The sequence below is a fragment of the Paenibacillus sp. sgz302114 genome (genome assembly GCF_056120345.1).
In genome coordinates this window covers 21,528-34,833 of the sequence record NZ_JBVYOI010000004.1, presented here as the reverse complement: position 1 = coordinate 34,833, position 13,306 = coordinate 21,528, and the positions used below count along the sequence as shown (strand labels likewise).

12 protein-coding genes are annotated in these 13,306 nt (G+C 48.7%); 1 reads left to right on the top strand and 11 read right to left on the bottom strand.

The annotated features are described in order from the left end of the window. The 3 genes from AC0LWF_RS12160 to AC0LWF_RS12150 form a co-directional block, all read right to left on the bottom strand. On the bottom strand, nt 1-462 hold the full coding sequence (locus AC0LWF_RS12160; RefSeq protein WP_474651801.1) for a hypothetical protein: 462 nt from the start codon (nt 460-462) through the stop codon (nt 1-3). A 21-nt stretch (nt 463-483) separates the two neighbouring features. Next, nucleotides 484-1,578, bottom strand: coding sequence for a hypothetical protein (locus tag AC0LWF_RS12155; protein ID WP_474651800.1), 1,095 nt, complete (start codon nt 1,576-1,578; stop codon nt 484-486). Between the two features lie 119 nt (nt 1,579-1,697). Further along, nucleotides 1,698-2,888: a MalY/PatB family protein gene (locus AC0LWF_RS12150; RefSeq protein WP_474651799.1), complete on the bottom strand. Its 1,191-nt coding sequence runs from the start codon at nt 2,886-2,888 to the stop codon at nt 1,698-1,700. Between the two features lie 210 nt (nt 2,889-3,098). On the opposite strand from AC0LWF_RS12150, the gene AC0LWF_RS12145 reads away from it, so the two are divergent. Beyond that, on the top strand, nt 3,099-3,383 hold the full coding sequence (locus AC0LWF_RS12145; RefSeq protein WP_474651798.1) for an NUDIX domain-containing protein: 285 nt from the start codon (nt 3,099-3,101) through the stop codon (nt 3,381-3,383). Nucleotides 3,384-3,983: 600 nt separating this feature from the next. Here the strand turns inward: AC0LWF_RS12145 and AC0LWF_RS12140 are convergent. From AC0LWF_RS12140 to AC0LWF_RS12105, 8 genes are all read right to left on the bottom strand, one after another. Then, nucleotides 3,984-5,192 carry an MFS transporter gene (locus tag AC0LWF_RS12140; protein ID WP_474651797.1) on the bottom strand — a complete coding sequence of 403 codons (1,209 nt, stop codon included), beginning with the start codon at nt 5,190-5,192 and terminating at the stop codon, nt 3,984-3,986. Nucleotides 5,193-5,410: 218 nt separating this feature from the next. Continuing rightward, the gene (locus tag AC0LWF_RS12135; protein ID WP_474651796.1) at nt 5,411-6,298 is read right to left on the bottom strand and encodes a L,D-transpeptidase family protein; all 888 of its coding nucleotides are present in this window, start codon (nt 6,296-6,298) and stop codon (nt 5,411-5,413) included. 60 nt (nt 6,299-6,358) lie between these two features. Further along, a complete protein-coding gene (locus AC0LWF_RS12130) occupies nt 6,359-7,447 on the bottom strand; it encodes a hypothetical protein (protein WP_474651795.1) in 1,089 nt (362 codons plus the stop codon). A gap of 249 nt (nt 7,448-7,696) precedes the next feature. Beyond that, nucleotides 7,697-8,437: a YheC/YheD family protein gene (locus AC0LWF_RS12125; protein ID WP_474651794.1), complete on the bottom strand. Its 741-nt coding sequence runs from the start codon at nt 8,435-8,437 to the stop codon at nt 7,697-7,699. Nucleotides 8,438-8,567: 130 nt separating this feature from the next. Then, a complete protein-coding gene (locus AC0LWF_RS12120; RefSeq protein ID WP_474651793.1) occupies nt 8,568-9,719 on the bottom strand; it encodes an MGDG synthase family glycosyltransferase in 1,152 nt (383 codons plus the stop codon). A gap of 56 nt (nt 9,720-9,775) precedes the next feature. Continuing rightward, nucleotides 9,776-10,462, bottom strand: a complete 687-nt coding sequence (locus AC0LWF_RS12115; protein WP_474651792.1) for a response regulator transcription factor — start codon at nt 10,460-10,462, stop codon at nt 9,776-9,778. Next, a complete protein-coding gene (locus tag AC0LWF_RS12110; protein WP_474651791.1) occupies nt 10,459-11,934 on the bottom strand; it encodes a sensor histidine kinase in 1,476 nt (491 codons plus the stop codon). Before AC0LWF_RS12110 ends, AC0LWF_RS12115 begins: the two co-directional genes overlap by 4 nt. Nucleotides 11,935-12,047: 113 nt before the next feature. After that, the gene (locus tag AC0LWF_RS12105; protein WP_474651790.1) at nt 12,048-13,304 is read right to left on the bottom strand and encodes a multidrug efflux MFS transporter; all 1,257 of its coding nucleotides are present in this window, start codon (nt 13,302-13,304) and stop codon (nt 12,048-12,050) included. Nucleotides 13,305-13,306: the final 2 nt, after the last annotated feature.

Here is a 13,306-nt window from a genome sequence, read left to right as displayed (position 1 = left end):
TTATCTATGAATGGTTTTATTCGCTTCGTTCTCCGTCGTCGCAAGCAAATTCCGAATCATAATTGCATCATGCTTGCTGCTTGCTTCTTCAATAACGCAGTTCAGCTCCGTGAAGCGCTGCTTGGTCACGGCTATTCGCTCTTCCAGCTTCTTAATATCTTGCTGCATGGCATCAGAACGAGTCTTGCTATTGTAGGCCTGCTCGAGATACCGCTTCGCCGCCTCTGCATCCTGCTGAGCAGCGGCTTGTTCCGCTTGCTCCCGAAACTGCTGCTGCTGCTTCTCAATAGCTTGACGCCGATCTTTGGCTGATAACAGCTCAGACTCAAGCCGGCTTACAATAACGGCAAATTCGCGCAGTCGTTCATTTGCAGCTTCATGATAGACCTCGAAGGAGACAGGCTCCTCTTCCTTATACGTCAACGTTCGGCATAGGCGGATCATTCGATTTATTAGTCCCATTATTGCTCTCCTGCCGGTTTTTTAGTCGTCGCAATATTTTCGCTCATCAGCGGATTGGAAAGTAGGCTGTGTAATGAATCGGCCTGGCTCCCCGTCATCACCGTATTCGAACACGAACACATGCCCTCTTGGAATCACATGGCCTAGCACGTTGACCGAATCCATTTGCACGCGGTACACAGCCGGGAATGGACAGCAGTACCAATACGATTCTTCCTTGATGTGGCCTTTCTTGAGCAGCTCTTCAACAGTCGTTTCGTATTCGCGCTCTACTCTCGTCTCAATGAAATTCTCCCAGTGCTCGACAAGATCGCGCTCCGCTTGGAAGTACTCGCCCGCTTTGCGGATTTCCTCAATTGCAATCTGCGAAGTCACTTTCCAGATGTCGTTTGAGTCTAGCTTACACGGGATGACGCCATTTACGCCTGGAACAGCTGTGTGCAAGTTCTTTAGTATCTCAGGATCCTTCATGCCTTGCGCGACAAGAATGTAATTCGATAACGCCATCCAATACTGCTCTTCCGCATCTTCGTGGCTCTCCTCGGAGACACGTCGTCCATTCGATATCGTGCCCACGATAGAATCGCCGGCTTGCTTGCGCGTTCTCGCTTCTTCGTACAGCAGAATCGCTTCCTTGTACGTGTCCTTCTCACCTCGAGCAACGGATACTTCGAGCGCGAGCAGCTCCTCGAGTCCTGCGGCAGCTCTCCTCAGTCCGGCGATGTGCTGTTCGGGGCATGGCTTCGGACCTTCAATCTGAGTGCCAAGCCGAATCGGCAGCTTCAGTCGCGCTGAGTTCGAGAACGCAGCTTCTTGTCTTGCGGCGACCATAATATCGGGCAGCATGCCGTACCAGACGTCTGCCTGATCATGCGTTACAATCGGCACGGCCTTAGGAACATCACCATCAAGCGCATCGCCGAGCAGCTCATCAGCCATAATTTGAATGCTTCGTGCAGCCTGCACAATCGCTTGAGCACGCGCAGAGGTACTCTCTGCCAGCTCGACATGCAGCGAATAGACTTGCTTTCCAAGCCTTTTGTAGCTTTCCAGATGTTCAATTGGACATACTTTCTGCCCGGAGAACTGTTCGCGTAACCAATCCATTACTCCCATGCGTCAAACCCTCCATACCGATTCAAGTTAACCAATTGTACGTAGGATTGCAGAAGATTGTTTCAAAATAATACCAATCCCATTTTATTCTATCAGCTGCATCGAAAAAATTGCCATTCTTAATCGAGAATTGCATGGATGGCAGCTTCAATTCGGCACAAGGCCTCTTCCAATACGGAACGCGGACAAGCGGCATTCATCCGCATGAATCCAGCCCCCTGCTCGCCGAACGAGCAGCCAGGCTGCAGAATGACCTTCGCCTTGTGCGCGAAGAACGGTTCGAGCTCAGACGTACTCAGCTTGAGATCCCGGCAATCCAGCCAAATGAGATACGTCCCTTCCGGTTGTATGACGCGTAGTTGTGGCAGTCGTGCTTCGAAGAACCCGGTTATGAGCTGAATGTTGCCTTGCAAATAATGAAGCAGCTCGTTCAGCCATCCTTCACCTTTACGATAAGCCGTTTCAAGTGCGATGATGCCGAACGTGTTTGGGGAATCCAGCCCAAGCCTATTCAACGCATGATTATACTGTGCACGAAACGTTTCGTTCGGGATAATAACGGTGGCAGCATGCATGCTTAATAAATTGAACGTTTTGCTCGGGGCCATGCAGGTGATCGAACGAGCTGCAATAGCCGCCGACATCGAGCTGAAGGGGATCTGCTTGCTGCCCTCATATACGAGATCACCATGAATTTCGTCCGACACGACGAGCAGGTTGTATTTCTCGCAAATTTGTCCTAATCGCTCCAGCTCCTCACGCCGCCACACGCGACCGATCGGATTGTGGGGGCTGCAAAGGATGAGCATCGTCACCGTCTGATCATGCTCAAGCATCGCTTCCAAGCCGTCCATGTCCATCGTGTAGGTATAGGTATCTTCCTCATAGCGAAGTGGATTATTGATTGCGATACGCCCCTGATTAGCGATAATTCTAGCAAAATTGTAGACAGGTGCCTGATAGATAATTTTATCCCCTGGCTTTGTGAACGTCTCAATGATGATTGACAGCGCGGCGATCACATCAGGGCTATGCGCGATCCACGTCGGATCAATACGCCACTGATGCCGTCTCTCTAGCCAATCGGTAATCGCTTCGAGATACGAATCCGAACGGAACGAATAGCCGAATATGCCGTGCTCGGCTCGCATCTGCAAAGCCTCCACCACTTCCGGCGGCGCAGCAAAATCCATATCTGCCACCCACATCGGAATCGCATCCTCGATGGGACCATAGCTGGCAGCAACACCATCCCATTTGAAGCTGGAGCTGTTCCGGCGATCAATGACTCGGTCAAAATCATAACGCATCCATTCACCTCCTACTGCAACGACATGTTCATCGTTAACATCAATAATTGTATCGTTAACACATTCATAGGCAAACCCAATAAATTTATTGATTATAAATATCTTCCATCTATATCCATGCATGATAAAATGTCCAACAAATGGGTCGGATGTGTGTTGGATGAATGATTCTTGCTCTGCAGGTGGCTTAATTGTTAAAGATAGCAAAGATTGCTTGTTAAGGTTACTTATGGCGCAAATAAGGATTATTGGATGCTACCTGGCGGCTTTGTTGATGATGGAGAAACAGTTGAAGAAGCAGCAATACGAGAAGTAAAGGAGGAAACAGGTGTTGAATCCATACCTATAAGACTTCTTGGTATAAGATCAGGTGTGCGACAAGTAGAAAACAAGCTGGAACAAAGTTTATATTTCATATTCGAAATGGAACTTGTGTCGGAAGAAATGAAGTCTGATGATACGGAAGTTTCAGAAGTTCAAAATTACGCCGATTGAAACAAATAACAAATATATGAAGTACGACCTTTTCTTGGCTTAATGAGCCGTTTAATACGATTACGCTAACGGATGCCACGAATCGCTAATTTGGGATTTGTATAGCGAACTCATCCGAATTGGGCATGCTAAACTCTCGTGCAACCGTTGGAATTCTCAGGCTCACCTATTGCTACCGCGTACACACAAACAGTACAAAAACTACAAACCTGTCGGCGCTCTCTCAGCATGCCAGCCGAAATCGGCGGTTTGGCGGAGCTGAGAGATCATATACGCTCTCTCAGCACAAAAATCGGCTGATTGATGCTCTGAGAGTGCTGATTCAGCGCTCTCAGATAGAGAACCAGCTGAAATCTGCAACTTGGCGGAGCTGAGGAATCTAATATACGTGCTCTCGTGAAACAAATAGTGCAGATTCGTGTCTGGAAGAGGTAAAGCCCCTCTCGCAACTAATACCGTGCTTCGCGACGAGTTGGCTTACGAGAGAAAAAAGCCGCTCTCGCAACTTTGAACCGACACTCTCTACGCTCTCTCAGCATGCCAAATCGGCGGTTCACATCGCCGAGAGCACATACGCTTTCTCAGCATTCCTAAGCTAAATCAGCTGACCAGCTCTTCTTGTTGCTTGCGCACAACTGCTGTTCTGCTGAAATTTGCGCGATTTGTGCTCAACATGGATCGTCCCGCAGTGAGCGCTAAGCCTAGCAGAACAAGCCCCATGCCAGCACTGAAGCCGTAGTGTTCCAGCCAAGTCGGCATCGCACTCATCTTCCGATAGATTTCCCCGCCGAGAATTGGACCTAGAAATCCGGTAAAGCCTGTCAACGCTGCAAAGACAGCCACATAGATGGTCCGCTCCGAGCCAGGCGCTTCTTCTATCGTGAAATTGAACGTTAGCTGCGTGAAGCCGCCAGTGCCAACGCCAAGCAGCATATGCACCAGAATTAGCACCGGAATCGCCGGAATCCAAGCAATTGCGCCCCATAGCATGCAAGCTGCAGCGATAATTGGCAATGTCCGCAACAGCACACGCTTCGTCCCGTACTTGGCATTCAAGTTGCCCCACACATAGTAGCTCGCCATCATGACTATCATTTGGATCGTTGTAATGATCGTTACCCACTGTATGCTAATGGTGAGCACGTCCTGCATCACATAGGAGAACAACGGAACCGCCATGTTCTGGAAGAAAATCCATGCTGCAAGGAATAACGTCGCACGTAAAAAGGAGCGATCCTTAAGCGGCTTCACAAGCAGACGCAGCTTATGGGATTCCTGCGATTTCTCGTAGGGGAGATTCGGATAATTAAACAAATGATAACCGTTCCATACCATACATATTGCCGCAATGGCATACAAGACGATAAATCCGTTCTGCTTCGAGAACAACTCCAATAGTTGACCGCCAGCAAGCACCGCTGCTGCGGCAAGTCCGCCGACGATCGTGTTCCTTATGCCCATGTATCGTCCTCGCACCCGTCCGGGAATCATGTCGCTAATGAGCGATGCCCAGATGACGCCAGCAATGTTCGAGCACAAATAAGATAGCAAATATAGCGTGATGAATGTATACACCCAGTAGCTCTGAGGCAGTACAAACGGGATCAGTCCCGTCAGCACCCACAGCACCCGGTATAGAACGCCGTACCCGAATACATATGCTCGCCGATTATCGACATTATGAGTAATGATCGCCGTGAATATTTGCGCCAGATTGGCGAATGCGGGAATCGCAAGCGCGAAGCCGATCTGTGCCGACGATGCGCCAAGATACAGCATGAAAACGGTCAGGAACGGTCCTCCGAGCATGCTTCCAAGCATCCCTCCCGAAATACCCTCGCTCGTAATCAATTTTAAATATTTTCGGCTGTCCGAATGTTTCCTCATTTTGGTGAATCGTTTCGTCCAATTCATCATTTTACCCCTGATAAATATATTGTTTCTCTAATTTAAACGATTCACCGAATTTTGTATACCATAACAAAAAGGGCCGCCCAACAAGGCAGCCCAGTACGTATATTAGTGCACTATGAAGTAATACGAATTTGTTTCTTCGCTCCATCCCAATCGACTTGATGGCCGATTAGCTCCGTAATATCTCGTAATGGCAGCAGCAGCGAGTTATCGACAATTCGCGAATTTGTAATCGCTACCGTAGAGCCTCCAACGCTCACTGTCCCGGTTAAAGCCTTGTGCGTGATGGTCCGAGAGCCTATGACCGCAGTAACTGTCTTCGTCTGCTCATCCCAGCCTACTTGTGCGCCGAGAAGCTCAAACACTTCTCGCATGGGAATAAACACGCGGGAATCCATCATCAATAGCTCATGATCGAGCTTCACCGACTTGCCATCCATAAACAGCGATCCAGCAAAATAGTGTGTGACCGGATAATCATTCTGCTCCGCAATCTTGGCAAAATCCAGCTTCGATGTCGTAATAATGACCTTCGTGCCGATCACAATCTGCGGATACAGCCAATGAATTTCGTCATTCAGCATGCGAATGCAGCCTGCGCTGACGTACTTGCCGATCGACTTGCTATTGTTATTCCCGTGTATGGCATAAGTCGTACCATACGTTGTGCCAACCTGCAGCCCCAGCCATCGGTCGCCGAGCGGGTTCGTTGGATCGCCGCCTGGGATATGGTCCTTGTAATACGGTCTGTTCTTGATCTTGTTCACAATCTTGAACGAACCTTCCGGTGTCAGATCAGGCGACCTTCCTGTTCCAACCGAGAACGTTTTAATGAGCTCGCCATTCATATAGAACGCTAGCTTATTCGTTTCTTTGTTGACAATGATTAGCTCGTTCGTACTCCCTGCTGCGTTCGTGTTAGCTGGGACAAGGAATGCCCCAATGAACGCGAGCAGAATCGTGAGCACGACTGACTTTGCACGGTACGGTTTCAGAAGCAAACAACCTCCCATTCATATTTTGAATATTAATCAATATATGACTGGACAAGTAGTTGATGATTAGAAATTGTAGCCGTAATCATCAATTTTCCACCCGTATTTTGTTTTTACAAGCACTGCTGTCGCATTTCGGTCATAACTGCCGCCGCTATATTCCTTCTTCTGCTTCTGCACAATCTTAATACGGTTCTTGTCTGTCGAAATATTGAATTGTACTGGCGCGTTCGTGAATTTAGGCAGCAACCAGACATTATCTTCGTTCGTCTGGTAAATCGGCTTATACCCGAAGCCATAGTCATACTTCAATCCGTTGCGGATAAATCCAGAAACGATATTATTGCTGAAGGAAGGCTTCATCTTCGCGCGTACAGTGTCGAACTCATAGTAGCCTGTCATTCCAATCTGCATCGTATAAGCTTTCTTCAGCAGAGCAAGTGCTTGCGCAGACGTTATGGATCCAACCGGCTTACGCGTGCTGTCCAGCTTGCCGTCACTGCCATATTGCGAAGGAACATATGTTAATTTATTCACATTCCACTTATAAATGACTTTTCCTACCGGATATTCCGCGTTGCTCAGCCGCTCATTGCCAAGATCGTACTCGTTGTTCAGGCCGACAAACTCTTCGTAGCCGTCGCCGTTAATGTCCTTCATATAGACGCCGTTAGTCATCGGTGCGGTCATGTACACGGAACTAACTTCCTTAAGCACTCCATATTTGGTCGTATATACGTCCGCACCAATGTAATTATTGGATGAGGAAATAACTGCGATGCTTGTTTTGTAACGCGGGTTTCTGATCGTTTTTACAGTGACATACGAGTCGTAGATATAATCACTGGAATAGAGCTCCTTGTACTGCAGCTTCTTCGTCGTTCCAAGACTGTAAACACCAAGAGAGAAATCATTATCGGAATCCATCGGATGCTTGATCCAGACGATTACTTCCCGGCTGTTATCATCGTTCAGATCAGTAATTATTGAATTCACGTCAGCTGCTGTATATCCGCTTTGTTTCGCGAATGCAGATATAATAAGTGCGACGTTCTTCTGCAGCTCGGCCTTCGTCGCAGCTTGCGCAACAGAAACCGGCAGCATTGTGAGCATGAGTGCAAATGTGAGCATGAATAGAATAATTCGCTTGTTCATAGTTCCTCCCAATTATGTTACATATCGATAGTTTGAAATATTTATTTAGAATCAAATCCCCCCACGTAAACCTTTCCTCCCCTAATCGTATTTAAAAATGTTGTAATTGTGGGCATTTTTACCTAAATGCGATTCTAGCACATGTTGTATCTATCAACAATAACTAATTTGGAAGTTATGTCCATAAGAAAGAGCCCGAGAAGTAGTCTCATAGACCTCTCCTCGGACTCTCTATTAGCCTGGTCGGAATCAGGCTCTCTTTTTCGGATACATTTTGGCATAGCGCATAATGCGTTTGAAGATCGTTTTATCTGGAAGCTTCTTAAACAAATACGGGTCTGGGCTCGTGTTCACTTCCAATATCCATGGACGCAGTGATTGATCAAGCGCTACGTCGAGCCCAATCTCATACACGCCTGGGAATGCTTGCTGCATCGCTTGGCCTGCTTTTACTCCAAGCTTGGACAAGGAATGCAATTTAGGATAAACATAGTTCGTATGCTCCGCGAGCAATCGGCTTGCTGCGACAGGCTTACCACCGCCATGGAAGTTGGTTACGATTTTGTTCTTGGCGGCAACCCTTCCGATAATGCCCGTCGTCTCCCATTGCCGCTTAGGCGAAAACTGGGCCATGACGCGAATGTCAAATCTTCGGCCATTATGCTTGAGCAGCCTTATCCCTTTCTGGACAAGATATCGTTTCTTGCCGGTATGCGCTTGAATGGAACGGTACATGTCATCGAAATGCGTGAAGCTGCGGACACGCTCCTGCAATTGAAACTGGTAGCCCGCCGTTGTGCGCTCCACACGCATGACGCCATTCCCATGCATGCCAACGACCGGCTTCACATAGACCATCTCATATTTTCTCAATAACGAATGAAGCGATGATTTGGACAACTGGGCGGTTTCGGGCACGTATTCTGATAACTCTCGCTCCCGCATGAGTGCAGCGGTCTTCTTCCATTTGCTCCCCACATAACGCGTCATGATGTTCCCCCATCTTCAACCGATTGTTTGCCTCACGCTTCTTACGCTCGTACCGCACCGATAAAGCTGTATATACTGTATTCGGTTCTTGACGCTGCGTTGTTAGGCTTCTATCGTGTGCTGCATAAATTCAAGAAATGATTAGCTCATTCGCAACTTGCCGCATGATGGTTGCAACCGCGACATCCGCTGAGTTCGGAATGCTCGCTTGATGCGCTCGTCTCATCATTAATCGCAGCCTATCCGGACTGCTCAGCAATCCCAACAGAAGCATCGGTACATCTTGCGGCTCATCGGCACGCAAAGCCGCTCCGCAAGCGGTAAGATAAGCGGCATTATCCTCCTCCTGTCCTGGGAGCGGCTGAACGAGCACCATCGGAAGACCAGCAGCTAGCGCTTCGGAGGAAGTTAGGCCTCCCGGCTTCGTGATGAGCAAATCGGATGCAGCCATAAACTCAGGAATATGCTCCGTGTAGCCCGTAATGAGTGCCGAGATGCGATTCGAATGGACCAGCTGGGCAAGCTCTAATTGAAGTTTCGCATTACGACCGCAGACGACGATGAACTGGACACCGCCGCTAAGCAACCGATGTGTGCGGAGAAGCGTTTCGCCGATTCCGCGAGCGACCAGCCCTTCCCCACCGCCCATAATCATAATAGTTGGCATATTGGACGGTAGGCTGAACAGCTCCCGTGCGGCTTGTCTCGACAGCAAGCTGTAGAAGGCGGATTTGACGGGAATTCCTGTGACCTCGATTCGGCTGCTGGAGATGCCCGCTTGTCGCAGACGTTCAGCAACAGAACTGCTTCCGACGAGATAGAGATCGGTATGCGGATACAGCCAGTAGCTGTGATCCGTGTAATCCGTAATGACCGTGGTGCAAGGAACATCCACGAGCCCGGCCCCCTTCAATATAGAGACCGCGCCTGCCGCGAGCGGAAACGTAGACACAATTGCTGTCGGGTTCATTCGGTCGATGAGTGAATGCAATCTGTGAAGTCCAAGCTTCTGAATGGTCTTGAACGTATTCGAAATTGCGCCTTGCTGCCTCGTTCTTCGGAAGAGAAAACCGTAAGTCCGCGGAAAATGATGAATGCTGCGCAAATACATATATTTACTGACTGGGCTAAAGATCGGATGCGTGACGGACATGACGTCTACGATCTGCACGGATAAGTGTGAATGTTGCTCCCGCAGCGAGTCTTTCAACGCTTCAGCCGCTCTCAGATGGCCTGCTCCGTAATCTCCGGTCAGAATGAGCACAGTTCCCTGATTACTCATGTCATGCCGCCTCCTTCTAAATTGTTCACTGACTAGTAATTGATAATCAGGTCATTTTAACCTTTAAACCGATACCCTGTGCCCCAGACCGTCTCAACGTAGGTCGGATTACCCGAGTCCGCCTCGATTTTCTCACGGATTTTGCGGATGTGAACAGTGACGGTTTGTAGATCTCCCATTGCATCAACGCCCCAAATTCGTTCGAACAGATGCTCCTTTGTGAACACGCGGTTCGGATGGCTAGCTAGAAAATAGAGCAGATCGAATTCTTTGGTCGTCAGCACGGCTTCCATTTCATTGACCAGCACACTGCGGGTATCAGGATCAATATATAAACCGCGAATATGAATGTCATTCTTCTCTTCCTTCGTGCCGATCAAACGGTCGTACCGTGCAAGGTGAGCTTTCACTCTAGCAACAAGCTCCGCAGGCTTGAACGGCTTCGTAATATAATCGTCCGCACCTATTCCGAGGCCTCTGATTACGTCGATATCCTCGCGCCTTGAGGTGACCATTAGAATCGGAACGTCCTTCTTCTCGCGGATTCTTTTGCAAACGTCGAAGCCGTTCATCTTGGGCAGCATCAAATCGAGAATGATTAAGTCGAATGAACCATTCAAGCAAAGCTCCAGACCCTGCTCGCCGTCTGCTGCGATATCGACTTTAAACCCGCTGATCTCAAGATAATCCCGCTGCAGCTCCGAGATAGTAACATCATCTTCGATGATTAGAATGGATTTCATACGCTCGTACTCCCTTGCTTAGCGGGGATCGTCAATTGAATCGTTGTACCTTCAGTCAGCTTGCTTATAGCAGCAATTGCACCGCCATGCCCTTCCATTATTTGTTTGGCAATGGCGAGCCCTAGGCCGCTGCCTCCTGTATTGACGCTGCGTGACTGATCAACTCGATAGAACCTCTCAAAAATATGCTGAAGCGCAACCGGTTCAATGCCAGTCCCATTATCCGTAAGTTCTAGCACTGCAGCATTCGGATGCTGATAAGCGGCTATGCGAATTACTGGCATCGCTTTATCCATATACCGCTCGCTGTTCTGAATAATATTGTTCAGAACACGACGGAAATGGTCGCGATCCATCGTAACGACGACATCATAGGGCAGCCGAATATCAGTTTGCAGCTCGATACCCTTCTTCTCCAGTTCAAACTGCAGCTCCTCTGACCAATCTTGCAGAAACGGCAGTAGAGCGACCTCTTCGAACTGAAAAGGCTGACGGTTCAAATCCAGCTTCGAGTACAGGAAAAGCTCGTTGATGAGATGATCCAGCTGGTCGGCTTTCATGGCGATCGTCTGCATATATTTGTGATTCTTCTCCGGCGTATCGGCAACCCCTTCCATAATGCCGTCCACATAGCCGCGAATGGCTGTCAGAGGTGTACGTAGATCATGGGAGATACTCGCGAGCAGCTCTTTGCGGTTCGCTTCGTACTGCTGCTGTACCTCTAGCGACTTCTGAAGCCTCGATCGCATCTCTTCGAATGCGGTTCCAAGCTGGCCAATTTCATCTTTGCGCGCGACATCGAGCTGAAAGTCAAGCCGTCCTTCCTTGATCTCACGAGCCGCTTTCCGCAGCGCTTGCAGCGGTTTAATAATATTCTTCGACATGTACGTCGTCAGAATCACATGTGTCCCGATCAGTATAATAAGCAGTCCAACAAACATCGCACCAAAATATTGATGAATAAAATATACAATCGGATTAATTTCCGTAATGATGAACACGGTGCTCTTCTTCTTGTCTCTGCTAAGTAAGTCAAACTGAATAAACTGATAGTCCATATTGCCGAGTCTACGCACATGGTCACGTGTAACGGCATTCGGGCCTTTATATGTCGGCAAGCTTGTCATGAGCTCCGGTGTTTGTCCGATGATAGCCGAGTGATAAACAATGGCGCCATCCATACGAATAACCATACCTGCATCGTTCTTCCGCAGCTCTGTCGTTAATTCATCCAAATACTTAGCATCTGTCATCAGCTCAGGATCACGCTGAATGGAACGTTTCATCTCCTTCGCGACATGCTCCACGACCTCATGGTCGAACATATTTTCCGTCGACTCATATGCCCCATGTACAGTAGATAACTCCCCTCGGAGCGAGACGAGCAGCAGCGATGTGATAAGGATAATTAATACAAGCGGTATGAACAGCATGGCCGCGTAGGATACTAATAGTTTCAGGCGAATTGACATGCAGCTCTATTCTCCTCGTCAGTGACAGCTTCTAAGTCTTCGATAAGCGTACAGGATGCTTCTTAATTATGCGTGAACCATTTCTTAAAAATGTATGAACAAAATCCCGCCAGCTATTTGGCGGGATTTACGGGATTTACGGGATTTGCCGGATTGACCGAATTGGAGCGATTCATCAATTGCATGAACTGAACCTTTTTATACACTTGAAAATACACCCACACCGCATTTATGAGAAGCAGTGCGCTAGTAACCAGGAAGACGTATTCGACGCCAAACCAAGCAGCCACTTGACCGCCAAGCAGCGATCCGATGAATACGCCCAAATATGCCGCGCCCATGCTCAGTCCGAATACGCGTCCGGTGATAGCCGCAGGTGTAATACGCTTAATGATTGTATTCACAGCCGGCATAAGTCCCGCTGACGACAAGCCGAGAATGAAGCGAAGCACCATCAGCTGCCATGGACTCGTGACAAAAGCTTGCGGGATAAACGTCACGCCAGCGACAATTAGCGCAGCGAGAATAATCTTGTGCGTGCCGATACGGTCAGCCAGCTTGCCAAGCCTCGGAGCAGCGATAATATTGGCAAGACCGGAAGCGGAGAAGATGACCCCTGAGAGCAGCGCAACATGATGAGAACTGCTCGATAGCTTCGTCACATAGACCGTCAACACCGGCTCGACAGAGTAAAGTGCAATGGTCAGCACGAAGAACGTGACGAGCATCATGACTGTTAAACTCTTATACGGAACAGCTTCCCACACTTCCTTCATGCGAAGCGTCTTCTTATGTTGGCGGGTGAATTTTTCTTGCACGAAGAACAATGTCGTTAGGAATGCGATCATCATGAGAGCACCAGTAATGAAGAACACGTTCTGCATCCCGAAATTTTCTGCAATAAAGCCGCCGATTGTCGGTCCGAGCAGCGAGCCTGCGATACTCGATGTTGAGAGCGTTCCAAGCGCCCAACCGGCATGCTCGTTATCTGTCTGAGTTGCAATGAGCGTCGTACATGCGGTGCCGTAGCCTGTAATGATCCCTTGCAGCATGCGCAAGCCGATCAATACATACACATAATGGGCGAATCCCATACTGAAGATAACAATGGCCATGCCAAGGCTCGCACGCAGAAGCATCGGCTTCCGACCATACTTATCGGCTGCCTGCCCCCATATCGGAGAGAAGATCGCCGATATGATGAAGGTGATGCCGAATGCGATGCCTGAGTATTGAGAGATCGCATCTGTATCGTTTACGCCAAGATGCTTGATATAGAGAGGCAATACGGGCGCAATCTGGCTCATGCCGATGCTCGTAACGAACATCCCGAACCAGCAAACGAATAGATTTCTTTTCCATATGGGCATAG

Coding starts and splice junctions, on each gene's coding strand:
- AC0LWF_RS12160 (WP_474651801.1), bottom strand. CDS start 462: ATGGGACTAATAAATCGAATGATCCGCCTATGCCGAACGTTGACGTAT.
- AC0LWF_RS12155 (WP_474651800.1), bottom strand. CDS start 1,578: ATGGGAGTAATGGATTGGTTACGCGAACAGTTCTCCGGGCAGAAAGTA.
- AC0LWF_RS12150 (WP_474651799.1), bottom strand. CDS start 2,888: ATGCGTTATGATTTTGACCGAGTCATTGATCGCCGGAACAGCTCCAGC.
- AC0LWF_RS12140 (WP_474651797.1), bottom strand. CDS start 5,192: ATGCTCGGAGGACCGTTCCTGACCGTTTTCATGCTGTATCTTGGCGCA.
- AC0LWF_RS12130 (WP_474651795.1), bottom strand. CDS start 7,447: ATGAACAAGCGAATTATTCTATTCATGCTCACATTTGCACTCATGCTC.
- AC0LWF_RS12125 (WP_474651794.1), bottom strand. CDS start 8,437: ATGACGCGTTATGTGGGGAGCAAATGGAAGAAGACCGCTGCACTCATG.
- AC0LWF_RS12120 (WP_474651793.1), bottom strand. CDS start 9,719: ATGAGTAATCAGGGAACTGTGCTCATTCTGACCGGAGATTACGGAGCA.
- AC0LWF_RS12115 (WP_474651792.1), bottom strand. CDS start 10,462: ATGAAATCCATTCTAATCATCGAAGATGATGTTACTATCTCGGAGCTG.
- AC0LWF_RS12110 (WP_474651791.1), bottom strand. CDS start 11,934: ATGTCAATTCGCCTGAAACTATTAGTATCCTACGCGGCCATGCTGTTC.
- AC0LWF_RS12105 (WP_474651790.1), bottom strand. CDS start 13,304: ATGCCCATATGGAAAAGAAATCTATTCGTTTGCTGGTTCGGGATGTTC.